Source organism: Pseudomonas sp. PB3P13, from assembly GCF_054897735.1.
In genome coordinates this window covers 307,211-329,522 of record NZ_CM142702.1, presented here as the reverse complement: position 1 = coordinate 329,522, position 22,312 = coordinate 307,211, and the positions used below count along the sequence as shown (strand labels likewise).

22 protein-coding genes and 2 rRNA genes are annotated in these 22,312 nt (G+C 59.0%); 8 read left to right on the top strand and 16 right to left on the bottom strand.

The window, feature by feature from the left end:
• Window positions 1–54: 54 nt before the first annotated feature.
• The 8 genes from ACYZT1_RS01540 to ACYZT1_RS01505 form a co-directional block, all read right to left on the bottom strand.
• Entirely contained in the window at window positions 55–1,503 is a 1,449-nt protein-coding gene (locus ACYZT1_RS01540) for an efflux transporter outer membrane subunit (RefSeq protein ID WP_462017350.1), read from the bottom strand.
• Complete coding sequence (locus ACYZT1_RS01535; protein WP_462017349.1) at window positions 1,500–2,387, bottom strand: efflux RND transporter periplasmic adaptor subunit; 888 nt, start codon at window positions 2,385–2,387, stop codon at window positions 1,500–1,502. Before ACYZT1_RS01535 ends, ACYZT1_RS01540 begins: the two co-directional genes overlap by 4 nt.
• A complete protein-coding gene (locus ACYZT1_RS01530) occupies window positions 2,384–2,593 on the bottom strand; it encodes a DUF1656 domain-containing protein (protein WP_010464893.1) in 210 nt (69 codons plus the stop codon). The genes ACYZT1_RS01535 and ACYZT1_RS01530 overlap by 4 nt, the downstream gene beginning before the upstream one ends.
• Window positions 2,590–4,662: an FUSC family protein gene (locus ACYZT1_RS01525; RefSeq protein WP_462017348.1), complete on the bottom strand. Its 2,073-nt coding sequence runs from the start codon at window positions 4,660–4,662 to the stop codon at window positions 2,590–2,592. The genes ACYZT1_RS01530 and ACYZT1_RS01525 overlap by 4 nt, the downstream gene beginning before the upstream one ends.
• A complete protein-coding gene (locus ACYZT1_RS01520; protein WP_462017347.1) occupies window positions 4,659–5,087 on the bottom strand; it encodes a MarR family winged helix-turn-helix transcriptional regulator in 429 nt (142 codons plus the stop codon). The genes ACYZT1_RS01525 and ACYZT1_RS01520 overlap by 4 nt, the downstream gene beginning before the upstream one ends.
• A gap of 131 nt (window positions 5,088–5,218) precedes the next feature.
• Window positions 5,219–5,500: a type II toxin-antitoxin system RelE family toxin gene (locus ACYZT1_RS01515; protein ID WP_462017346.1), complete on the bottom strand. Its 282-nt coding sequence runs from the start codon at window positions 5,498–5,500 to the stop codon at window positions 5,219–5,221.
• Window positions 5,490–5,735, bottom strand: a complete 246-nt coding sequence (locus ACYZT1_RS01510; RefSeq protein ID WP_462017345.1) for a type II toxin-antitoxin system prevent-host-death family antitoxin — start codon at window positions 5,733–5,735, stop codon at window positions 5,490–5,492. The genes ACYZT1_RS01515 and ACYZT1_RS01510 overlap by 11 nt, the downstream gene beginning before the upstream one ends.
• An 83-nt stretch (window positions 5,736–5,818) precedes the next feature.
• On the bottom strand, window positions 5,819–6,064 hold the full coding sequence (locus ACYZT1_RS01505) for a DUF2789 domain-containing protein (protein WP_462017344.1): 246 nt from the start codon (window positions 6,062–6,064) through the stop codon (window positions 5,819–5,821).
• A gap of 344 nt (window positions 6,065–6,408) precedes the next feature.
• Between ACYZT1_RS01505 and ACYZT1_RS01500 the strand changes: the two genes are divergently transcribed.
• Both ACYZT1_RS01500 and ACYZT1_RS01495 read left to right on the top strand, forming a co-directional pair.
• Window positions 6,409–6,939, top strand: coding sequence for an NfeD family protein (locus ACYZT1_RS01500; RefSeq protein WP_462017343.1), 531 nt, complete (start codon window positions 6,409–6,411; stop codon window positions 6,937–6,939).
• A gap of 2 nt (window positions 6,940–6,941) precedes the next feature.
• On the top strand, window positions 6,942–7,700 hold the full coding sequence (locus ACYZT1_RS01495) for a slipin family protein (protein ID WP_462017342.1): 759 nt from the start codon (window positions 6,942–6,944) through the stop codon (window positions 7,698–7,700).
• Between the two features lie 72 nt (window positions 7,701–7,772).
• Here the strand turns inward: ACYZT1_RS01495 and ACYZT1_RS01490 are convergent, their stop codons facing one another.
• Genes ACYZT1_RS01490 through ACYZT1_RS01475 form a run of 4 tightly spaced genes read right to left on the bottom strand, consistent with a single transcriptional unit; the run spans window position 7,773 to window position 11,456 of the window.
• Complete coding sequence (locus ACYZT1_RS01490) at window positions 7,773–8,639, bottom strand: ABC transporter permease (RefSeq protein ID WP_462017341.1); 867 nt, start codon at window positions 8,637–8,639, stop codon at window positions 7,773–7,775.
• Window positions 8,640–8,659: 20 nt separating this feature from the next.
• Window positions 8,660–9,520 carry an ABC transporter ATP-binding protein gene (locus ACYZT1_RS01485; protein ID WP_462017340.1) on the bottom strand — a complete coding sequence of 287 codons (861 nt, stop codon included), beginning with the start codon at window positions 9,518–9,520 and terminating at the stop codon, window positions 8,660–8,662.
• 5 nt (window positions 9,521–9,525) lie between these two features.
• Window positions 9,526–10,551, bottom strand: coding sequence for an ABC transporter substrate-binding protein (locus ACYZT1_RS01480; protein ID WP_462017339.1), 1,026 nt, complete (start codon window positions 10,549–10,551; stop codon window positions 9,526–9,528).
• Window positions 10,552–10,568: 17 nt separating this feature from the next.
• Window positions 10,569–11,456, bottom strand: a complete 888-nt coding sequence (locus ACYZT1_RS01475; protein WP_462017338.1) for a TauD/TfdA dioxygenase family protein — start codon at window positions 11,454–11,456, stop codon at window positions 10,569–10,571.
• A gap of 227 nt (window positions 11,457–11,683) precedes the next feature.
• On the opposite strand from ACYZT1_RS01475, the gene ACYZT1_RS01470 reads away from it, so the two are divergent.
• Window positions 11,684–12,022 carry a tryptophan synthase subunit beta gene (locus ACYZT1_RS01470; RefSeq protein WP_462017337.1) on the top strand — a complete coding sequence of 113 codons (339 nt, stop codon included), beginning with the start codon at window positions 11,684–11,686 and terminating at the stop codon, window positions 12,020–12,022.
• Between the two features lie 33 nt (window positions 12,023–12,055).
• On the opposite strand, the gene lapD is transcribed toward ACYZT1_RS01470, so the two are convergent.
• The gene (gene lapD, locus ACYZT1_RS01465) at window positions 12,056–14,002 is read right to left on the bottom strand and encodes a cyclic di-GMP receptor LapD (protein ID WP_462017336.1); all 1,947 of its coding nucleotides are present in this window, start codon (window positions 14,000–14,002) and stop codon (window positions 12,056–12,058) included.
• Between the two features lie 14 nt (window positions 14,003–14,016).
• On the bottom strand, window positions 14,017–14,709 hold the full coding sequence (lapG, locus tag ACYZT1_RS01460) for a cysteine protease LapG (protein ID WP_462017335.1): 693 nt from the start codon (window positions 14,707–14,709) through the stop codon (window positions 14,017–14,019).
• Between the two features lie 185 nt (window positions 14,710–14,894).
• On the opposite strand from lapG, the gene ACYZT1_RS01455 reads away from it, so the two are divergent.
• The 5 genes from ACYZT1_RS01455 to ACYZT1_RS01435 all read left to right on the top strand — a co-directional run bounded on the left by ACYZT1_RS01455 (window position 14,895) and on the right by ACYZT1_RS01435 (window position 21,850).
• A complete protein-coding gene (locus ACYZT1_RS01455) occupies window positions 14,895–15,605 on the top strand; it encodes a GntR family transcriptional regulator (protein WP_462017334.1) in 711 nt (236 codons plus the stop codon).
• A 622-nt stretch (window positions 15,606–16,227) separates the two neighbouring features.
• Window positions 16,228–17,004, top strand: a complete 777-nt coding sequence (locus tag ACYZT1_RS01450) for a DUF3050 domain-containing protein (RefSeq protein ID WP_462017333.1) — start codon at window positions 16,228–16,230, stop codon at window positions 17,002–17,004.
• Complete coding sequence (locus ACYZT1_RS01445; RefSeq protein ID WP_462017332.1) at window positions 17,001–17,930, top strand: diiron oxygenase; 930 nt, start codon at window positions 17,001–17,003, stop codon at window positions 17,928–17,930. The genes ACYZT1_RS01450 and ACYZT1_RS01445 overlap by 4 nt, the downstream gene beginning before the upstream one ends.
• A gap of 13 nt (window positions 17,931–17,943) precedes the next feature.
• Window positions 17,944–21,360: an amino acid adenylation domain-containing protein gene (locus tag ACYZT1_RS01440; protein ID WP_462017331.1), complete on the top strand. Its 3,417-nt coding sequence runs from the start codon at window positions 17,944–17,946 to the stop codon at window positions 21,358–21,360.
• Window positions 21,361–21,382: 22 nt separating this feature from the next.
• Window positions 21,383–21,850, top strand: coding sequence for an SRPBCC family protein (locus tag ACYZT1_RS01435; protein ID WP_462017330.1), 468 nt, complete (start codon window positions 21,383–21,385; stop codon window positions 21,848–21,850).
• A gap of 112 nt (window positions 21,851–21,962) precedes the next feature.
• Here ACYZT1_RS01435 and rrf (ACYZT1_RS01430) read toward each other — a convergent pair.
• A 5S ribosomal RNA gene (rrf, locus tag ACYZT1_RS01430) occupies window positions 21,963–22,078 on the bottom strand.
• 105 nt (window positions 22,079–22,183) lie between these two features.
• Window positions 22,184–22,299: ribosomal RNA gene (gene rrf, locus ACYZT1_RS01425) — 5S ribosomal RNA — on the bottom strand.
• Window positions 22,300–22,312 lie beyond the last annotated feature (13 nt).

The following is a 22,312-nucleotide window of genomic DNA, read 5'->3' as shown; positions in this document are numbered from 1 at the left end:
CTTGATCGATGAAATCGGCTAGCGATCCCATCAAGTCAAAGCATAGCAATGGGCTCAGGGTTTGCCGGGGTTTGGCGCTTGCGTTCGTCCGCTTTCCCAACCACCGCCCAAGGCCAGGAACAAGTCGATCTGACTCATCGCCACCTGGGTGTTGGCGACCGCCAGTTGCGCCCGTACGTCGGTGTAAGTGCGAGTGGCCTGCAGGTCGGCCAGAAACGAAGCGCGACCCGCGGTAAAGAATCGATGCGTCTGGTCGGCGGCCAGTTGCGCCGACTGCTCGGCATCCGCCAGGGCATCGCGGCGCTGCAGCAGCGCGGAATACTGGGCGAGGCCGGTCTGGGTCTCGCGAATCGCGTTGAGCACCACGCCGTCAAAATGTGCCAGCGCGCCCTGGCTCATGGCTTCGGCTTCGCGGATTCGAGCCCGTGAGCCGTTCGACGGGACGGTCCAGGTCAGCAGCGGGCCAAACCCCCAGCGATTGGCCGCCGGTTTGCCGAGATTTTCCAGCAGACCAACAGTGCCGATGCTCGCACCGATGCTGATGTCCGGGTACAACTCGCCGGTGGCAATGCCGATGCCGGCAGTCGCGGCGGCCAGTCGGCGTTCGGCCTGGCGCACATCGGGACGTCGTTTGAGCAGGGTTGCACCGTCGCCCACTGGCAACAGCTGAGTGATTTTCGGCAGTTCGGCGCACGCATCGGTACCGGCGGGCAACTGGTCGAGCGGTTTGGCCAGCAGCATGGACAGACGGAACAGCCCGGCCTGACGTGCCGCTTCGTAGCGGGGCATGTCGGCGCGCAAGGATTTGAATTGGGTTTGTGAGCGCGTGACCTGGGTTTCATCGCCCCGCCCGGCGTCGCGCAGGCGCTGCGTCAGCGCGGTGCTCTGGGCTTGCAGGTCGAGGGAATGCCGGGCGATTTCCTCTTCCTCATTTGCGGCGCAGACTTGGGTGTAGGCGCGCACAACGTCCGCCACCAAAGTGATGCGTGCGGTATCAGCCGCGGCTTGAGTGGCGTCGGCATTGGCTTTCGCCGCCTCGATGCCGCGCTGCAAAGTGCCGAACAGGTCAAATTGATACGAAGTGGTGATGCCAATGTCGCCGACGTTCGCCACCGGTACTTTGTCGGCGAGCAAAAATGCTTCGCCGGATTCCTGCAAACGCTGCGCGCCGATCTTCACGCCGCCACTCCAGCCGCCGGCCGCTTGCGCTTCGTCAACCTGCGCGCGAGCCCGGGCCAGGTTGGCCGCCGCCACGCGCAAATCCGTGTTGGACGCCATGGCCTGCTGCACCAGTTGATCCAGACGCGGGTCCTGATACAGCCGCCACCAATCGCCGGGCACCGGCGCCGACACGACGTTTCTGTGGTCCACCGCCAGCGTGCCCTGCAAATCTTCGCGATGAACCGCGGCGGTCTCCGGCAACTCATAATCCGGCCCCACCACCTGACAGGCCGACAGCAGCAAGCCCAATCCGGCAACCGCCAAACCTGACGCCTGGCTCATCGCGCGGGCTCCCCGGTCTGGTCGTCGATGATCGACACCGTCGCCGTGCGCCCGGCAATCATGCGGAAGTCCGCGGGTACCTCGTCGAACGCGATTCTCACCGGAATCCGCTGCGCCAGCCGCACCCAGCTGAACGCCGGATTAACATTGGGCAGCAGGTTGCTGCCGCTGCTGCGGTCGCGGTCTTCAATGCCGGCGACGATGCTTTCCACATGCCCCCGCAGCCGCGCCCGGTCGCCGATCACGCGGATATCGACGCTTTGGCCGACATGGATGCCGTCCAGTTTGGTCTCTTCGAAATAGCCGTCGATATGGAAAGAATTGCTGTCGACCACGGACAGCACCGGCCGTCCGGCCGTGACGAATTCCTGCGAGCGCGGCGCGCGGTCGTTGACGTAGCCGTCGACCGGGCTGCGAATGGTCGAGCGATCGAGGTTGAGCTGCGCACTGTCGACCGCCACTTGCGCCTCCATCAATGCCACTTCGGCGCGGGCAACGCGCGACTGGCTTTCTTCCAGTTGCTCGCCCGGCACCAGATTGCCGAGGCCGCGGTTTCGCTTGTTTTCCCGCTGCGCCTGGGCGAGCGTTTCCTGACGATCAGCCACGGCTGCCTTGGCTTGGCGCAGCGCCAGTTTGAAGCGGTCCTGATCGATGCTGAACAGCACCTGACCGCGCTTCACCCACTGGTTATCGCGCACTTGCACGTGCTGGATCAGCCCGGAGACGTCCGGCGCAATCTGCACGATGTCGGCGCGGATGTGCCCATCGCGGGTCCACGGGGCGAACATGTAATACATCACCATGCGCCAGACAACGACGATGGCGAAGCTGACGATCAGCAAGGTCAGGACCACGCGCCCAAGAGTCAAAAACGGTTTTTTCATGTCATCAGGTATCGACTGAGTGAATCCACGGCGCCAAGCAGCAAGGCGTAGAGAGCCACGTTGAACAATGCCCGGTGCCAGACCAGACGGTAAAAGTGCAGACGCGTCAGCAACCCGTGCACCAGCAGGAACAACAGGTACGTAATGCCCATCAGCACCAGCAGCGTGGGCAGGAAAACCCCGCTGATGTCCAGATCACCGATCATAAAGGCGCTCCATCGATGCCATGGGGAAGCGGTTCTTCACGTTCGCCATTGCCGACGAATTCGACCCCCGGCAACAAGGCCAGGCGCAAACCGCTCAGGGCGTGCAGCAGGTGCAGGCGGGCGCCGTCATCGCACTCGGTGTTGAGCGCACGACGGGTGCGGTCGAGGGTCATCAGCAGTGGGCTCGGCGCCGGCAAACGTTCGCCGGCCTTGAGGCAGGCTTTGAAATACTCGCCAACTTCCGCGACCACTTGCTGCAGCAACCGCCGCGGTGCGCCCGCCACGCGCGGCGTATACGCGAGCAAGTCGAGCAGGTTCAGCGCCACGCGGACCTCTCGCAGCGCAATGCCGGTGTCCTGGCCGGTCATCGCCAGACGCGGCAGATGCTGCATCAATCGATCGAGGATCTGCACACCCAACTGCCGATGTTCGGCCAGCGACGCCGGTTCGGTGAGGCTGACAATATCGCGCCAACTGAAACGGGTCAGGCGCTTGGCCGCCAGCTCTGCACCGAATGGCCGCGCCACCAGCGTCCAGATAAAGGCGAACAGAAGGCCCACCGGACCGGCCAGATTGGAATTGGCAAAGCTGAGAAAATCCGCGTCATAAGCGCCCTGAATGCTGATGAAGGACGAGGTGTTGACCAGTGTCAGCAGCATGCCCAGATAAAACTGCGGCTTGACCGTCAGCGTGCCGATGCAAATGAACGGCACCGCAAATGCCAGTACCAGCATCGGAAAATCATGCAAATTGGGCAGCACCAGAAACAGGTACAGACTGGCAAACAGCACCGACATCGCCGTCCAGAAAAAGAACCGGTAGATCTGCGGCGCCGGGTCGTCCATCGAGGCGAAGAAACTGCACGCCACCGCCGCCAGAATCACCGCCGCACCGCCGTCGGTCCAGCCGAGCAGAATCCACAGCACCGAGGCGACAATGATCGCCAACACCGTGGACGCCGCCGAATAGAGCATCAAACCGCGGTCTAAAAACGGCGCCAGGCGACCGAGCCGCCAGTGGCGATACACCGCACGCCAGTTGTCCTGGCTTTCACACTCGATGGCGTATTGCAGGCTGCGGCAGTCCTGCCACAAATCGATCCACTCGCCCAGCCGGTACAACGCGTTGGAGAACAACAGGTGCTTTCGCTCATCAAGTGCTTCGGCCGACGGTTGCAGCGCTTCCAGTTGATCCTTCAACGCCTGCCAGCGATCAGGGTCGGCGTCTTTGTGATCGAGCCATTCGCGGGTCGCCGCCAGTAACCGGGAGAATTGATCGACCAGCTCGGGCGTACGCCGCTCCAGCGCGTAGAGCGCGTCGTCGAGGGCATCGATCACCGGCAGCAGATGAATCATGCGGCCACGCAGTTCCTTCGTATTGCGCACGGTTTGCGGACGCGCCCCCTCGTGCGGCAACTGGCCGATCATCAATTCGAGGGTGTTGAACGTCGCGACCATGGAGCCGCGCAACGCACTGACTTCATCCGGCTGCACTGCGCGGCTGAGGAAGCGCAGGCTGTAGGTGCAAGCATCGGCAAACCATTTGTTCACCGAATCGTTGAACACCGGCGCCAGCCTTCGCGGCCAGAACATCGCACCCACCACCGCAGCCACTGCGATGCCGAGAAAGATTTCTTCGGTCCGCGCTTCGGCCACGTCCCACACCGCCAAGGGGTTATCCACCACCGGCAGAGCGATCAGCGGCAAGGTGTAACCGGCGAGCATCAACGCGTAACTGTTGGCGGTGCGCAAATGCAGCGAGAGGAACAGCAGAATGCCGGTCCACAGCGCAATGACTACCACCAGCACGTAAGGGCTCTGGACAAACATCGGCACGAAAAACACCGCTGCGGCAGCGCCCATCAAGGTGCCAACCGCGCGGTACAAGGCTTTGGAACTGGTGGGCCCGACAAACGGGCTGGAGACGATGTAGACCGTGGCCATCGCCCAGTAAGGACGCGGCATTTGCATGAGCATGGCGATGTACAACGCAATCATCGACGCAGCGAAGGTGCGCACGCCGTAGAACCAGTCGCGCGCGGGCGGGACGCCGGTAAAGAAACCGCTCACCGGCTCACCGTCGACGGCGAATTTGCGGTCTCGAAGGCTTGCAAGACTCGAAGCGCCGCTTCCAGGTCACTCTGGGCAATGCCTTCAAGCACTTCGTTGCGCAAGCGCACCAGCTCATTCTCGACCGCTTGCACCAGCACTCGCCCGGCGTCGGTCAAGCTCAGGCATTTGGCGCGGCGGTCATGTTCGTCTTCCGTCCGACAGACATAGCCGGCGTGACACAACTGATCGAGCAACCGCACCAGCGACGGGCTTTCCATCCCGGCAGCCTGCGCCACCGTCACTTGGCGAACACCCTCACCGAGGCGCCCGATCATCAACAACGGGACGGCGCAGGCTTCGGAGATTCCATAGTTGACCAGCGTGCTCTGGCAGATTTTCCGCCAATGACGGGCGGCCACCACCATGGAGCTGCTGATGTTCATCTGAAGAGCGTCGAGGTTGTTCGGCACGAGAGGATGCACACACTGTTAGTTTGCTAACTATCAGTGTGAAGGATGACGGGAAAGTTGGTCAAGTTTTGAAACAATTTAGCGAAATAGATCGCCCGCGAACATTATCGCCTCTTGGCCCGCTCGTATATCGCGCTGCGCTCGCGCTTTCCGACTGCGACCACCGATACAACCAGACGCTTATCAATGACTTCGTAAACAAGCCTGTAACCGGAAGATTTCAATTTGATTTTGTAGCAGTCCGCCATTCCGTGCAGCGCATCCGCAGGAATGCGCGGCCCTTCAAGTCGTTCTGCCAGTTTCTTTTTGAATTGCTCGCGCAATGTATGCCCAAGCTTGTCCCATTCCTTGCGCGCCGAAGGAAGAAATTCGAGCTTATAACTCATCCAAACTGACCGGGACTGGCGTCTCATGCTGACGAGAACGGACAATTTCTGCCAGATCGAGATCGTCAAGACGCTCCATCATCGCTTCAAAAACCTCCGCCGGCACCATATAACCCATGACGCGGTTGTGATTGAGCACTGCGACGGGGCCACCATGCGCGCCATTCAGAACCGCAGAGGGGTTTTTCTTCAATTCAGAGACGCTGACGGCCATATCGGCCAACACATTTTGCATAATTAAGACCTCAATTCAGGTCTCGATTCTGGTTGATTAGACGCGACGTGGCAACCGTGCGCCGACAAGAAGTTACGAACTCGCTATCCTCCCCGCCCCTTCCTCAGCAGCACATTCAATTGATCCACCACCACCGCCCAATCCGCGTCATCGAGGATTTCGTCTCGCAAAAGCTGCGACTGGCTCTCGCTCCAGAAAAACGCGTCGGCCAGGTGCAGTTCAGGTTTGAGCGGCGAATGGCTGGCAATGAATTGGTCAATGCTGACGGCGTCGTCCGGCAAGCCAAGTTGTTTGAACAGGGAAGGCAGGCTGTGTGTTGGCGATTCCATGTTCGGTTCCTTCAATGAATTCAGAAAGTAGGTGACCGCTGCGCAGTCAATCGCGGGCAAGCCACGCTCCCACAGTAAACCGCCGGACAGACACCCTGCACACACATCCGCCTATCACTGTGGGAGCGTGGCTTGCCCGCGATAGCGATATAACGGACAGCGCAAAACACCAATGACACGACGCTCTGTACCGCTGTCATACATGCCGGAAAGTCTAGGCTGGTTCTCCAGTCACCGCGCAAAATCTGCCGGCCGGGCGATCCTGCAATCCGATCAAAAATTGTCCGACCCGCGCTCGACTAGACTGTATAGAAGAATCACCTCAGGCGCTCCCGGAGGGTCGAGTGAACATTTACCGTTACGCCCCTGCACTGGTGCTGATCGTGAGCGGGTCGGCCTTCGCCGCGGACAGCGCCCTGTGGGGCACTGATCCCCTCGGTTGGTGGTTGATCGCCTTGGGCATCGGCTGCCTGGTCGCAGAAGTGGCGCTGCCCAATTACGGCGTGATCGGTCTTGGCGGCATCGTGATGTTCGTGATCGGCGCGGTCATTCTGACCAACGCGCAACTGCCGGTGCCGATAATGATCGGCCTGGGCCTGTTCAGCGCTGCGTTGCTGGTCGTCCTGCTGATCCGCGCACTGAAAACAAGACCGCGCAGCACCGTCAGTGGCGACGCGGGTCTGGTGGGCAGCATCACCGCAGTGATGGCATTGCAGGCCGGCAACGCCTGCAACGGTTGGGTCCACCTGCAAGGCGAGCAATGGCAAGTGCTCAGCGCCACACCGCTGCAACCCGGGCAGAAAGTCCGGGTGGTCGCACGCAAGGGATTACTGCTGGAAGTGGCCGCGGCTGATGCGGCGTCGGGTGGAGAATGATCATGGGTTTGCAACTGGGATTCGCCGCGCTGTTGCTGTTATTGATCGTGCTGGCGGCAGCGACCTTCCGCATTCTGCGCGAATATGAGCGTGGCGTGGTGTTCCAGCTGGGACGTTTCTGGCAGGTCAAAGGCCCCGGGCTGATTTTGCTGATTCCGGTGGTGCAGCAAATGGTCCGTGTGGACCTGCGCACCATCGTCCTCGACGTGCCGCCGCAAGACGTGATCACGCGTGACAACGTCTCGGTCAAGGTCAACGCGGTGCTGTACTTCCGTGTCCTCGATCCGCAGAAGGCAATCATTCAGGTTGAAGACTTTCTCGTGGCCACCAGCCAGTTGGCCCAGACCACCTTGCGCGCGGTGTTGGGCAAGCATGAACTGGATGAATTGCTGGCGGAGCGCGAGCGGTTGAACGTCGATATCCAGCAAGTGCTCGACGCCCAGACCGATGCCTGGGGTATCAAAGTAGCCAATGTCGAGATCAAACACGTCGATCTCAATGAGTCGATGGTGCGCGCCATCGCCAGACAAGCCGAAGCCGAGCGCGAACGCCGGGCCAAGGTGATCCATGCCGAAGGCGAACTGCAGGCCTCGGAAAAACTCATGCAGGCCGCCGAAATGCTCGGACGCCAGCCGGGCGCCATGCAGTTGCGGTACATGCAAACGTTGAGTTCGATTGCCGGCGATAAAACCACCACCATCGTCTTTCCGCTGCCGATCGAATTGCTCAAGGGGATGGCGGATTTGTCGCAAAAGCCTTGATACGCATAGTGGATTACGGCGCGTGGGAGTTATCCAGCGCTGACTGCGATTCCGGTGGCATCCGCAGACAACTCACCGCTGCATCCCCCACCGCTTCACCGTCACCCGCTCCAGCGTATCAAACACCAGATTCTCCACCAGCAACCCGATCAGGATCACCACCGCCAACCCGGCAAACACCTTGTCCGTGTACAGCTCATTGCGATTCTGGAAAATGTACCAGCCCAACCCCCCTTTGCCGCTGGTGGCACCGAACACCAGCTCGGCCGCAATCAAGGTGCGCCAGGCAAACGCCCAGCCGATTTTCAAACCGGCAAGAATCGACGGCAGTGCTGCGGGAATCAGGATAAACAGCACGAAACGCATGCCTTTCAAGCCGTAATTGCGCCCGGCCATGCGCAAGGTTTCCGAAACCCCAAGAAACCCGGCGTAGGTGTTTAGCGCCAACGCCCATAGCACCGAATGCACCAGCACGAATATCAGGCTGTTCTGCCCCAATCCGAACCACAACAGGGCCAGTGGCAGCAGTGCAATTGCCGGCAGCGGATTGAACATCGAGGTCAGCGTGCTCAACAAATCGCGGCCCACTTGCGTCGATACAGCCAGCGTCGTGAGAGCAAATGCCAGCACGATGCCGATCAGATATCCCTTGAGCAACACCACCAGCGAAATCCACACCTTGCTCAGCAGCTCGCCGCTGAGCAGGCCTTCATACAACGCGCTGCCGGTCTGCAAAAAGCTCGGCAACAGCAGGTCGTTGTTCTGGATTCGGGCGACCACCTCCCAAAGCACCGCAAGCAACACCAGAATCAGGCTTTTACGCAGCCAACCCTGTTGCCACAGGCGTTGACCAAGCGGCAATGCGCGCTCGATGGAAACGCTCGTCAGCGGCTGTAAAACGGTTTCGAATTCTTCTCGCGCAGATGATGACTGGCTCATCGGGCACTCCTCTCAATGGCTCAATAAGCGATGCGAATGTCGGCAAAATCCAGTTCGCGCTCGGGCGCTGCAGACTGACCTTCATCGAAGAGCAGCCGGTGAATACGTCGCGCCGATTCCTGAAACGCGACGCCGCCGAGGCTGTGCAAATCGTATTGATGACTGTGGACTTCCGCTCGCACGCGGCCAGGATGCGGCGACAACAGCAGAATGCGGTTGCCCACCACCAATGCCTCTTCAATCGAGTGAGTGACGAACAGGAGCGTGAAACGCACCTCCTCCCATAGCAGCAATAATTCTTCCTGCATCTTGCGTCGGGTCAGCGCATCGAGCGCGGCGAAGGGTTCGTCCATCAGCAGGATTTTTGGCTGCATCGCCAGCGCGCGGGCAATGGCGACCCGTGCTTTCATGCCGCCGGACAAGGTGTGCGGATAGGCATCCGCAAACGCCGCCAGCCCGACCTTGTCGAGGTAGTGCAGCGCCCGCTCCTCAGCTTCTTTGCGCTTCAGGGTTTTCGATGCGAGCAGCGGAAACATCACGTTCTGTTTGACGGTTTTCCACGGCGGCAGCTGATCGAATTCTTGAAACACCACGATCCGGTCCGGCCCCGGGGCGTGGACGGTTTGCCCTTGCAGGCGAATCTCACCCTCGACAGGCTGGATGAACCCGGCGACGGCCTTGAGCAACGTGGATTTACCGCACCCGGAAGGACCGAGCAGCACGAAGCGGTCGGCCGGATCGATTTCAAAACTGACTTGGTGGGTCGCCCGAACCACACGCTGTGGCGTGCGGTATTCGAGGCTGACTGTGTCGACCGACAGCAACGCCTGGGCTGCTGCGTTCGGTTTGCTGACCGTGTGGCCTTGCAAAAAAGCATTCATGTCCGTCAGCTCCCTTGCAGCGGTTTGGCATCCTGGAAGAAGTAATCCTTCCATGAATCCGGCTTGTTCTTGAGCGCGCCGACCCGGTAGAGAAACTCTGCAAGTGGATAGGTATTTTTCGGTGTGACGCTGAATTCGTATTGCGGGTTATCGATGATCTTCAGTAATGCGCCACGGTCGATTTTCGCCTGGGTGACACGGATGTAGGTGTCTGCTGCAGCACCTTTGTCGTTCTGGGCAAACTGCGCCGCTTCGGTCAGCGCCTCGACGAAGGCCTTGTAGGTTTTCGGGTTCTCGTTGCGAAATCTCTCCGTGGCGAACAGCACCGTCGGTGAATTCGGGCCCAGCAGTTCATAGGTGTTCAGCACCACATGAACATTAGGGTTGGCGAGTGCCTGATCCTGGAACGGCGGGTTGGAGAAGTGTCCGCTCAGTTCAGTGCCACCGGCAATCAACGCCGCCGTCGCATCGGGGTGTGGAACAGCGATGGTGTATTTGTCCAGGCGATTGAATTCCTTGTCACCCCACTGCCTGGCGGCCGCGTATTGGAGAAAACGCGACTGCACCGAAACACCCACCGCAGGCACCGCGATGCGGTCCTTCTCGGTGAAGTCGGCAATGGTTTTGACCTTGGGATTGTTGCTCACCAGGTAGTAGGGGAAGTTGCCCAGCGAAGCCACGGCTTTGACATTCTGCTTGCCGTGGGTGCGGTCCCAGATCGTCAGCAACGGGCCAACGCCCGCTCCGGCAATATCAATCGAGCCCGAGAGCAATGCATCGTTGACCGCCGCGCCGCCGGACAGCTGGGTCCAGTCAACCTTGATGTCGATGCCCTCCTGCTTGCCGTACTTCTCGATCAGGTTTTGATCGCGTACCACGTTAAGCAGCAGATAAACGATGCCGAACTGTTCGGCGATGCGAATTTCACCTTCGGCATGGGCCACGGTCGGCGCCACCAGGCTGCCGGCGATCAGGCTGAAACCCAAACCGATGGCAGCGGCCAGCGGCGCAAATGGATGACGTTTGGACATAATCAATCTCCAACAGATCAGAAAGGCGCGTCGCCCTGGATAGTGGTGCGATACAACTTGCGGCGCAGATGAGCTGGGCATCCGGCGGCGAGGTGGATCAGCGATCGGTTATCCCAGAACACCAGGTCGTGGGGCTGCCATTGATGGCGGTAGATGTTTTCGGGCAGCACGCTGTGGGCGTACAACTCGTCGAGCAGCTGCTGACTCTCGTCCTCCGGCAAGCCGACGATGCGCGTGGTGAAGCCTTCACTGACAAACAATGCCTTGCGGCCGTTTTCCGGATGCGTGCGAACGATGGGATGCACGACTTCGGCGACCTGAGCGAGCTGCTCGGGGGTCAGCGTCGGTCGCCAGTTGCCTTCGAATTTGGTCTCGCTGTAGCGCGCCGTGTAGGAATGCGCCGCCGAGCGCCCTTCAACCGCGTTGCGCAGGGCAGCAGGCAGGTTGTCCCAGGCTTTGTGCATGTCGGCGAACAGGGTGTCGCCGCCCTCCGACGGCAATTCCTGCGCATGCAACATCGAGCCCAGGCTCGGCAGCTGTTTATAGGAAAGATCGGAGTGCCAGAATTTGCCGGCATCACCGAGGCCAATGGCTTGGCCGTTTTCGATGATGTTGGAAACGATGAGGATTTCCGGATGCCCGGCCAGCAAAAACTGTTTAAGTACGTGTATCTGCAATACGCCGAATCGGCGGCTGAAATCGATGTGCTGCTTCGGGGTAATACGCTGGTCACGCAAGACCACGACGTGATATTCAAGGTGCGCGCGATGGATGCGGGCAAAGTCTTCGTCATTGATCGGACGGGACAGGTCCAGGCCGACGATTTCGGCACCGACAGCGCCGCTGAACGGACGTATATCGAAAACTGGCGGCACAACGGCTTGAGTTGCAGAGACGACAGACATAAATCACTCCCACGCACGGCACGCTCAAGGCGCGCGTCGATCAGAAACTCACGGATGTTCCGTGTCGGTTTGTGTCGTGCGGCGCGCCGATTGGTCGGCAGGTACGCAGGAAGCTGACTTTATAGGTATAAGAACGCTATTCTAAATACCGTTAGAGAATAATCATATGGCTGATTTCGCCTATGATGCTGACAGGATGAAACGGCTCCACGACTGAGGGATGTTCAATGTTCTACGTGCAACGCAATGCGCAAGGCCAACTGATGCGCGTGGAAGCTCAGGCTTACGCCAATTTCAGCGAAACGCTGCCGGCTGACCATCCCGACGTTCAGGCCTGGTTCGCCAGCGAGGTGGTTGCAAGCAATCTCAGACAACTCAAGCAGAGCGACCTGGACATGATCCGGGTGCTCGATGACTTGATTCAGGTATTGACCGATAAAGGCGTGATATGTGTGACCGACCTGCCGGCAGCGGCACAGGCCAAGCTGATGGACCGCTCCCAGGCGCGGGAGGCGCTGGGTGGATTGAGCCACCTGGTGGATGACGACGACGCGGGGCTGATCTAGCCCTTCAAGGGTTTCAGCAGCTGAGCTGGCGCCTTACTGCCAAGGCTTCGGCTCACCCACCAACCGACCTTGCACCCCATAAATCCCCATCTCGCGAATCACCGACAATTCCCCTTGCGTCTCGACCCGCTCGGCAATCAACGGCAGATCAATGCTGTGCGCCGCACGCTGGATTGCCTCGATAAACAGGCGCTTGTCCCCTTCCCGATCAATCGCCCTGATATAGCTGCCATCAACCTTCAGATACGCCAGGCCGAGACGCGCGAGGTTACCGATCATGCTGAAGCGGCCCCCAAAATGTTGCAGGCTCAACGAGAACCCCAGTTCACGCAGCCGCCGCGTCAACGCCTCCAGGCTCGCTTGATCCGGCAGTTGCTCCTCGCCGATTTCCAGCGTCAGCCGTGAACCCATGTTGGAATGCGCGCGCAACATATCGAGAATTTTGTTCAGCGCCTGCGGGTCGGTCAGGGTTGCCGAGGAGAGGTTCAACGCCAGCGACGCCTCATGACCGGTCATTTGATTGAGCACCAGGTCCAGCATCAGGCGATCGAGGCGGGCGGTCCAGCCGAACCGCTCGAGCCACGGCAGGAATCGTCCGGCGGGAATCACCTGGCCCTGTTCGTCGATCAGGCGCGAAAGCACTTTGTAATGCAGCACCAGCGTCGTGTCCTGGCTGGCCACCACCGGTTGAAAATACAATTCGAGACGCCGCTGACTCAACGCCTGATCAAGCAAACTGTGCCAGGCGTGATGGTCTTCGCCAACGGTCGCGCAGGCGCTGTGATCAAGGCACACCCAGGTGGAATCGCCTTGCCCCTCGGCTTGGGCCAACGCCTGGTCCGCCAAGCCGATGACCGCTTGCGGCGTGTCACCATGGGCAAATGGCGCGAGCCCGATGGACGCCACCGAAATTACATCCGTGGCGCCGGTGGCGTGCAGGCTGGCGAGAGCGTTTTCCAGGGACTGCGCCAATTGCAGTGCCTCGGTACGCACCAGACCGGGCGCCAGCACGGCGAACTCGCCACCGCGCACCCGCGTCACCAGGTTCAGCGTTTCCGGGTACTTGGCGCATACACGCGAGAGTTGCTGGCCGACGGCTTTGAGCAACTCGTCCGTATGCTGGCCGCCCAGACGTTGATTCAATCCAGCCAGATCCCTGACCCTCAGCAGCATCAGATACCCTGAACTGGCCTGTTCCGGATTGCTCACCCGCGCGTTCAACTGCATTTCGAAATAGCGCCGGTTGGCCAGCCCGGTCAACGCATCCTGATAAGACTCATCGCGCAGCTTCTCGCTGCGTTCGGCCTCTTCCTGAAACAACGCCTTGAGCTTTTCGACCATCTGATTCATGGCCTGCACCACCCGGCGCAGTTCCGGCGTGCGCGGCAAATCGCGCAGGCTGAGGAATTCACGGCGAGCAATGGCGTGGGATTGCTCGACCATGTAATCCAGTGGCTTGAGTTGCCGACGCAGCAGCATCGCGCCCAACCCCGCACTGACCGCTCCACACAGCAGCAACCAGCCAAGGCTGCCCAGCGCGCTTTGCCACAGCTTGGCGAGTGCAAACATCGGGTGGCTGACCACTTCCACTCGCGCGGCCTGCTCCCAGCCGCGGCTGATGATCGCGTCGCCGCCGGCCGGCTCAAGACCAATCAATCTGACGAACCAGTCCGGTACATTATTCACCGCCGGGATGCCGCTGCGCTCGACCAGCGTCTTGTTGTTCGAAACATCTACCACCCGAATGCTCGCGTAATAACCGCTGTCGAAAATCGAGCTGACCAGCAATTCCACCATCGCCGGATCATCAATATTCGGGGTCAATGACAGCGCCAGCGCGGTCGCCGCATCCTGGGCGTGGGAGCGCAATTGATTGACGTACTGAGCGCGCGAGCTTTCGAGGCTGACCATGAAGCTGCCAGTGAAGGCGACCACCAGGAACAGACAGATAGCAATCAACAGCTGTTTGAACAAAGACATCTCAACGCGTGCTCCTAGTTAGTCGTCTCGACCGGAAAACCTTCTGCCTGCATTTTTTTCAACACATCCTGCCAGCGCGACAAACGCTTGGTATCGCTTACTTTCTTATTGCCCTTCGCACCCGGCAACCATACCCCTTCGGCATTGAAAGAGTAGACGGGCAAAAGATCGGTTCGCTGGCTCGCAGGCTTTATCGAATCGATCAAGCTGTCGAGTACCAGCGGCATGGCGTCAGGGCTGGCATAGTAAGTCAGCACCATATGAGCGCGGTTCAGGCTCACGGCTTTGACGTAAGTGATGCGCAACTTGGCGCTGGAAACGCCCAGGCGGCGCAAACTGAAGTACTTGGCGATCGCGTAATCCTCGCAGTCCCCGGCACCTTTCCACAGCGCTTCGATCGGCGTTTCCCAGTAGTCGACCGCATGCCACAAATCAGTGTCTTCTTCGTACCGTACCTGCCTGTTGAAGAACTGGTTGACCACATTGAGCTGCTCCAGCTCGCTGATCTGCTTTTGCGTGGCCAGCAACTGTTGCCAGGCATCGATGCGCCGCTGGCCATCGCCCAGGGGCCCGTATAAGGCCTGCGCCTTGCGGCTGATCACGGAAAAATCCCAATCGGCATGCAGACCGCCCGGCAAAACGCCGGCGAGCAGCAACGCGCAGCACAGCCAGCGCAATATCCGAGGGATCGCGAAACTTACCGACAATGCAAGACGTCCAGGTAGGCAGGTGGAATCGATTGATGTTGAAGGTTAGCCGGTTAAAAGACAATGGCACGGTGCGATCACCGTCGACCGACTAAGCTGGAGAATGAACTGTGGTGGGTTTGACATCCCGGCGGGCACTCACTAGTGTCCCCTCGGATCCAGAATTTACAGTCAGGGTGCGCTTCGTGACACACAAGCCCAATCCGCTCCATAGCATCAAGGTGAACGCACCTATCCCCGCGCACCTGGCCCGCTCGGTGATAGAAGAAACCCTGCGCGCAGCGATTCTCGATGGTCGCATCCCGTGCGGTACGGCGCTTCGCCAACAAGACCTGGCCGATCTGTTCGGCGTCAGTCGCATGCCCGTACGTGAAGCCTTGCGCCAGCTCGAAGCGCAATCGCTGCTCAATGTCATCGCCCATAAAGGCGCGGTGGTAGCGCCATTGGTTCAGGGCGATGCAGTGGAAACCTACGCGCTGCGAATTTTGCTCGAGTCAGAAGCCTTGCGTCTGTCGATCCCCTTGCTCACCGACGAGGACATGGAACTGGCCGCGCGCTATATCGACGAGCTGGAAACAGAGCACGATTACACCGAGATCGGGAGGCTCAATCGCCTCTTCCACATGGCGCTGTACGCCAAGGCGCCCAACCGCCGGCTTCTACGCCTGGTGGAAGACGGGCTGAACGAAGAAGAACGCTTCCTGCGTTTCAATCTGGAAGCGATGGGGCTGGGCAAGCTTTCCCAGGAAGATCACCGTGCCATGCTGCAAGCCGTGAAAGACCGCGACATCGAACGTTCGGTGAAGATGCTTGAATCGCACCTCAATCGTGGCGTCGAGGTCATTACCCGCTACCTGGCCAGTCCAGAAGCTCAAAACAGAAAAACCTCGAGATAATCGCAGTGCCTTTCGGCGAGCAGGTCCATCTGCTTGCCCACTCCTGATCCAGCCTGCGCACCAGCAAACCACGCGTTAATTCAGGCTCGCTCCTGCCGACGCGTCAGTGATAGCGGCTGCCTTGAATTACGCTCACTCTTGGACTGCTTATGCACGATCAACGGCTGACGCTTCGCGTCTGCCCATCAAGAACCTACGGAAGGAGTCTTGTCACGGGAAAGGAAGCTGCGGCGTCTCGCCAACTTCCACCTCAAACCACCTCAATGATGTGCCATTTGAAAGTTGCTTCGAGTGAGGCATTCACTCTTTATTTTAATTCTGACTTATATAAGCCGGAAGGAGTAACTACGCCAAAATAAAACCTCTTCCGGAAGTTTTACTGGAACTTGTCGCGCCCTGATAATTACCGGCTTTAAATAATACAAAAATAACTTGCCCGAAACTTTCTTCATGTATTAGTTTTCATCAGCCGCCACCGAACCCGGCGCAACACCGCATAACGCATGGCTCTGCCGACGAATCCACGTTATTTCGTTCGAGGAACTCGTTCGCCAAGAGAAAACTTACAGAAACCAACAAGACACTTCCCCCCACTGTTATTCAGACGACTAAAGGTCACACAATGAATCCAACAAGGCACCGTCTAGATCAGAAGAAACTGGAACTTGGCGCCCATCCTGTTTTCTCTGAGATACATTCACTTCCGGTATTACGACGGTTTATGGAAGCGCATGTTTTTGCAGTATGGGATTTCATGTCGCTGACCAAACGGCTGCAACAGGAACTGACCTGCGTTCAGCTGCCATGGTTGCCGCCGCGAGATCCAGAGGCGGCACGGTTGATCAACGAGATTGTACTGGGCGAAGAGTCCGATGACCGTCTGACAAACGGCCATTCCAGTCATTTCGAGTTGTACCTGGATGCAATGCGCGAAGTGGGCGCAAATACAGCGGCCATCGAACGCTTCATCCGCCTGCAACAAGAGGGCGTCAGCTACGACGTGGCGTTGCAGAGCGTCGACGTCGCGCCGGCCACTGCGCGTTTTGTGCGGCACACCTTGCACACCGCGCTGAACGCGCCTGGTCATAGCGTGGCGGCGGCATTTCTGCATGGTCGAGAGAGTGTCATCCCGCAGATGTTCCAGCGGATTCTCGACGACTGGGGCATCGGCATCGAGCAGGCGCCGACCTTCCGTTATTACTTGCAGCGGCACATCGACGTCGACTCCGAAGACCACGGCCCAGCGGCGGAAGAACTGCTCGCCCGGTTGGTGGAGGGTGATCCGCAACGCGAGAAAGATGTTTACGCCAGCGCCATTGCGGCCGTGGAGAGCCGTCTCGCGCTATGGGACGGTCTGCGCCTGAGCATGCACGAGCCGGCTGCGCAGGTGAACGCATGAACGCTGCCGATTACCAATCCTTTGCCGAGGCCTGGGAAAGCCACGCCACCATCCGCACCCGCCCGCGCCGCATTTTGGAGAACGACGAAAAACTGATTTATCCGTTGAGCCGCCAACCGCTGGTACTAAACGAAACCTTCCTGCGCGAATGCCCCGGGCAACGCGATTTCGCCCTGGTGCAGACGCTCTACAAATTCATCAACGACGTGGTGATTTTCGAAACCGAAATCGTCGACAAGACCGCCCGCAACATCGCCAAAAACCGTTTTCCAGTGGCCTTCCCGTTCGCCTGTCGCTACGACGCGATGACCGTGGTGGTGGACGAGGATTACCACGCGCTGGTGGCGATGGACTTCATGCAACAAACCGTCGCCATGACCGGCATCTCACCGATCGAGCTGCCGGGCGAAATCGAGCTGAGCCGGGCGATTCCGGCCGCCGTCGCACTCGCCCCCGAGCACTTGCGCGGTGTGATCGAGTTGATCTGCGTAGCCATTGCCGAGAACACCGTGACCGGCGATGTGGCGGCGTTCGCAAAAGACGACACGGTCAAGCAATCGATCAAGGGCTTGATGGCCGATCACCTGCTTGACGAGGGTCGGCACTCGGGATTCTGGTCACGTCTGGTGCGTATCTACTGGCAAACCGCGAACGAAAATGACCGCCAATGCGTCGCGCAGATTCTGCCGGTGTTCATCGGCCATTACCTGACCAACGACATCCAGAAATCGTTCGACTTGCGCCTGATTCAATCCCTGCAGATCAGTGACACCGTGCGCGGCGCGCTCAGTAGCGAAGTGTCCGCAATGGCTTTCCCGATCAGCCGACATCATCCCTTGGTCGCCAACATCGTGCGTTTTTTTCGCAACAGTTCGTTGCTGGATTCGCCGTGTATTCAGGTCGCCTTGAGCGATTACCTGGTTTAACGAGGAGCACTGCATGAGACGTCTCGACATTTTGCTTATCGGTCGTAGCCAGGCGTTGGCCGACCTGGCCCTCGAACTTGAACATCACGGGCATACGGTGAGGCGGTCGACGGCTCTCGACGTGCAACCGCCAGACCAGTTTCACCTGTGGATCGACGATGCGAGCCTGCCCCTGCAGAATTTTGACAATACGCCGCGGCTCACAGTGTGCCTGGGGGTCAGCGTGCCGGGCCGGTCTGGATTGCCGCCGCTGGACCTGCTGTGTCTGTACGGTTCGAGACTGCTCAGTCGTGTGCCGATTGCCGACGAACCGTCAGGTAACGGACAGGCCCTGCGTCAGCGCACGGTCGCCGAGCTGGTAGATCACGTGGCATTGCTGGTCAGCCGTTTTTCGCGGGACGCGGAGTATTTCCTGCAGGCCGAGCCTGCGACCCCAGTCGATGTTGAAAAGGTGGAGGGTTTGCTGTTCCTACAAAACCTGGCCTACGTCCACCGCTTCAACGCGACAGCAGAGCCCGGGCTGCTGGAAATCGCCCGGCTTCCAATCATTAAGCGACTCGAACAGCGCTTCATAGAGTCCGCCGACCGACCAGCCTTGCATATCGCCGGCACAAGCCTGACCTATCGTCAATTGCACGCTCACAGCTGCGCGATTCAGCAGCGCTTGCAAGCCGTTTCAGGGCAGCACGAAGGGCCGATGGTGGTGGGGATTTGTTTGCCAAAATGCAGCGCCTTGTACGCCGGGATTCTGGCGATTCTTGGCAGCGGCGCTGTTTACCTGCCGCTGGAACCTGACCACCCCTTGGAGCGTCAGCGTTACATTCTGGCGGATGCAGGGGCGGTGTTGTTGCTGCACGACGGCCAGCACCCACTCGCGACCGAGATGCCCGGCCTGGACATCACCGCAATCGACCCTGAAAAGCTGGCCATCGATCAACCACTGATGCGCCGGCAACTGGCCCCGGAGGCTCCGTGCATGGCGCTTTATACCTCGGGCACCACGGGCCGTCCAAAAGGCGTGTTGCTCAGCCAGGCAAACCTGGCGCACTTCACCGCGTGGTACGCCGCCTATGTGCAACTGGACGAGCGCAGCCGTGTGTTGCAGTTCTCGTCGCTGGGTTTCGATTCCTCGCTGATTGATATCTTTCCGACCCTGTTGCAAGGCGCCGCGCTGGTCGTGCCCAACGACGATCAACGGCGTGACCCGCTGCAACTGGTCGAACTCATCCGCCAGCAGAAATTGAGCCACGCGTTTGTGCCGCCAGCGTTGTTGAGCATTCTGCCGCTGGATCAACTGCAGGGGCTCGATCACGTGATGACCGGCGGTGATGTCTGCGAGCCCTGGGTTATCGAGCAACTGACCCGCGAGGGCAAGCTCTACAACCTTTACGGCCCGACCGAAGCCACTGTACTGATCACTGCAAGACAACTGCGCCACGGTGACAATAACCGCACCCTCGGCGCACCGATCGCCAATAGCCAGATATTGATTCTGGATGAAAATTTGCAGCCGGTCGCCGAGCAAGTCGTCGCAGAGCTGTTTATCGTCGGGCCGGGTGTGTGCCTGGGTTATCTGAACAATCCGCAGCAGACGGCTGAACGGTATCTGAATCTCAGACTGCCGGATGGGCGGTGTTTGCGGGCCTATCGCACCGGCGATACGGGCAAGTGGACGGCAGACGGGATCGAGCTGTGCGGCCGGTTGGACAATCAGGTAAAGATCCGTGGGTTTAGGGTCGAGCCGGAAGAAATTGAGCGCTGCCTGCGTGATAGTCAGTTGTACCGGCAGGTGACGGTGGCCATCGACCTTCAACGACGGATTCTCGTATTCCTTGCGCAACCTCGGGAGGAACAACCGGGTGCCGCACTTGAAGCATTGAAGACGCACGCGAGGCAATTTCTGCCTGACTATATGCAGCCCACGGCGTGGATGGAACTGGCAAGTATGCCCTTTGCCAGCAACGGCAAGGTGGATCGCAAGGCTCTGCTGGAGTTGCCCGTCAACATCGTCGATAACCCGCAACGGCGTGGGCCGGCCAGCGCCGACGAAGCGCTGTTGGTCGACATCTGGGCCGAGCTGCTGGAATTGCCGACCAGCGAGATTTCTACCGACGAAAGCTTCTTCAATCTGGGCGGCCATTCGATTTTGCTGTCGCGCATGTTGCTGCGCTTGCGGGAAGAGTTCGGTCGCAGCATCTCCATCAACCGCTTCATCGAACTGCCGACCATCGCAAAGCTGGCAACACTGGTCCGTGGCAATGGCACCGAGGAAGTACTGAGCCAACAGGCACTGGCCGATGCCTGCCGTGAACTGGATCTGCAGACTTTACCGGTCAGTCGCATGGGCGACGTGCACAAAGTCATCGTTACCGGCGCCAACAGCTTTGTCGGCGTTCACATCGTCGAAGCATTGCTGGCGTGGGGGGCGAGTGAAGTGGCTTGTCTGGTACGCGAAGGCGCGGGGAAAACGGCGGCTGAACGGTTCACTCAGTCGCTGCGAGACAATCGTTTGGAGCACCTGGATATGAGCCGGGTGCGCGTGTATACGGCGGATATCACGCGCCCATCGCTAGGGCTTTCGGCAAACGACTACGAGCGTCTTGACCAGGAATATGGCGCACTGGTGCACAACGCGGCGTACGTCAATCACGTGCTCGATTACGAGTCGCTGGCCAGAGACAACGTTGAACCAATATTCGAATGCTTGCGATTGTGCGAGGGACGCAGTAAAAAAATCTTCAACTTCGTTTCCACGCTATCAGCGTCGAGCACAATCGCCAGCGATGGCAGGGTGCTCGAATTACCCGCGGCTCCGACTCCTCCGATCTTCATCAAGAATGGCTACAACCTGTCGAAGTGGGTCGCCGAACGCATCCTGGAGCGCGCGCGCGAGCGGGGTGTGCGGGTCAATCTGTACCGCCCCGGCAACATCAGTTTCAACAGTGTGAGTGGTGTCTGCCAACCGCACAAAAACCGTTTGATGTTGATGCTCAAGGGGTCAATCCAACTGGGACAAGTCCCGGAGTTCGCGCTCAACTTTGATTTGATGCCGGTGGACTTTCTCGCCCGTTTCATCGCCTTCCATGCCGGCCGCCATCAGCCTGAAAAGGCGGTATTCAACCTGCACAATCCGCGACCTTTGAGCTGGGACACCTATGTCGCCTCCTTTCGCGAAACCGGTCGGGAGTTCTCCATGGTCAGCGTTGCCGACTGGCAGCAACAGCTAAGTCGGGTTGATAGCAACAACGCGCTGTTTGGCGTGCTCGGTTTCTACCTCAATGGCTTTGAAGAAGACATTGGCGACATCTCGATGATCGGAAATGCCAACGCCCACGCCGGCGTACGGCGAATGGGCGCGTGCTACCCGGAAAAATCTGCGGCACTGCTGCGGCGGGGATGCGACTACCTCAAAGAAATCAACTTCATCTAAGTCACTCAAGCGGAGCAATATCATGAAAAATCTGCAACCCGATACCCTCGTCAGAAATCCCCAAGGCTGCCAGGTTGTATCGTCCGTAGAAGTACCGGCGGGAGCATCTAAGGTCTGGGCAATAGTCGGCAACTTTGCTGGCTTCGACGCCTTTATTCCAGCGTTGTCGCACATCGAGATGACGGGCGAAGGCGTCTCGTCCCTGCGCAAGAAGTTCTTTAGTGACGGCAATCTGGTGGTCGAGCAATTGAACTCGCGAGACGACCAGGCGCTGAACATGACCTGGTCAACAATCTATAACACCTTGGGCGTGGCCAACCTGTGGGCAGCGATGAGTGTTGAGCCGTTGAGTGCAGACACTTCACGCGCGACCTGGACGATCATTGCCGAACCGGTGCAAACCGGTGAAGTTGAGCTACCGGCGTTCAAGGCATTCGTGCAGGGGTTTGCGGACGATGCGATGGGGAATGTTTTGAAGTTATTCACGTAAGGCTCGTATTGAACAGTGCTTGTCCGGCACCTTCACGGGCAGGGCCGCCTCTAACCAGACCAAAACGACAAAACCCCTGTCTGCGTTAGCAGACAGGGGTTCTGGGATTAAATCTTGACGATGACCTACTCTCACATGGGGAAACCCCACACTACCATCGGCGATGCATCGTTTCACTGCTGAGTTCGGGATGGGATCAGGTGGTTCCAATGCTCTATGGTCGTCAAGAAATTCTGTGACCTGCCCGTTACAAGAACGTGCCGGTAAAAATTGGTGACTTCTACTAAAACAAAACCCCTACCTGCATACGCAGATAGGGGTTTTGGAATTTAATCTTGACGATGACCTACTCTCACATGGGGAAACCCCACACTACCATCGGCGATGCATCGTTTCACTGCTGAGTTCGGGATGGGATCAGGTGGTTCCAATGCTCTATGGTCGTCAAGAAATTCGGTAGCC

Coding starts and splice junctions, on each gene's coding strand:
- ACYZT1_RS01490 (WP_462017341.1), bottom strand. CDS start 8,639: ATGAGCCAGTCATCATCTGCGCGAGAAGAATTCGAAACCGTTTTACAG.
- ACYZT1_RS01505 (WP_462017344.1), bottom strand. CDS start 6,064: ATGGAATCGCCAACACACAGCCTGCCTTCCCTGTTCAAACAACTTGGC.
- ACYZT1_RS01450 (WP_462017333.1), top strand. CDS start 16,228: ATGAATCCAACAAGGCACCGTCTAGATCAGAAGAAACTGGAACTTGGC.
- ACYZT1_RS01495 (WP_462017342.1), top strand. CDS start 6,942: ATGGGTTTGCAACTGGGATTCGCCGCGCTGTTGCTGTTATTGATCGTG.
- ACYZT1_RS01435 (WP_462017330.1), top strand. CDS start 21,383: ATGAAAAATCTGCAACCCGATACCCTCGTCAGAAATCCCCAAGGCTGC.
- ACYZT1_RS01445 (WP_462017332.1), top strand. CDS start 17,001: ATGAACGCTGCCGATTACCAATCCTTTGCCGAGGCCTGGGAAAGCCAC.
- ACYZT1_RS01470 (WP_462017337.1), top strand. CDS start 11,684: ATGTTCTACGTGCAACGCAATGCGCAAGGCCAACTGATGCGCGTGGAA.
- ACYZT1_RS01520 (WP_462017347.1), bottom strand. CDS start 5,087: ATGAACATCAGCAGCTCCATGGTGGTGGCCGCCCGTCATTGGCGGAAA.
- ACYZT1_RS01485 (WP_462017340.1), bottom strand. CDS start 9,520: ATGAATGCTTTTTTGCAAGGCCACACGGTCAGCAAACCGAACGCAGCA.
- ACYZT1_RS01540 (WP_462017350.1), bottom strand. CDS start 1,503: ATGAGCCAGGCGTCAGGTTTGGCGGTTGCCGGATTGGGCTTGCTGCTG.
- ACYZT1_RS01515 (WP_462017346.1), bottom strand. CDS start 5,500: ATGAGTTATAAGCTCGAATTTCTTCCTTCGGCGCGCAAGGAATGGGAC.
- ACYZT1_RS01480 (WP_462017339.1), bottom strand. CDS start 10,551: ATGTCCAAACGTCATCCATTTGCGCCGCTGGCCGCTGCCATCGGTTTG.
- ACYZT1_RS01475 (WP_462017338.1), bottom strand. CDS start 11,456: ATGTCTGTCGTCTCTGCAACTCAAGCCGTTGTGCCGCCAGTTTTCGAT.
- ACYZT1_RS01510 (WP_462017345.1), bottom strand. CDS start 5,735: ATGCAAAATGTGTTGGCCGATATGGCCGTCAGCGTCTCTGAATTGAAG.
- lapD (WP_462017336.1), bottom strand. CDS start 14,002: ATGTCTTTGTTCAAACAGCTGTTGATTGCTATCTGTCTGTTCCTGGTG.
- ACYZT1_RS01535 (WP_462017349.1), bottom strand. CDS start 2,387: ATGAAAAAACCGTTTTTGACTCTTGGGCGCGTGGTCCTGACCTTGCTG.
- ACYZT1_RS01440 (WP_462017331.1), top strand. CDS start 17,944: ATGAGACGTCTCGACATTTTGCTTATCGGTCGTAGCCAGGCGTTGGCC.
- ACYZT1_RS01530 (WP_010464893.1), bottom strand. CDS start 2,593: ATGATCGGTGATCTGGACATCAGCGGGGTTTTCCTGCCCACGCTGCTG.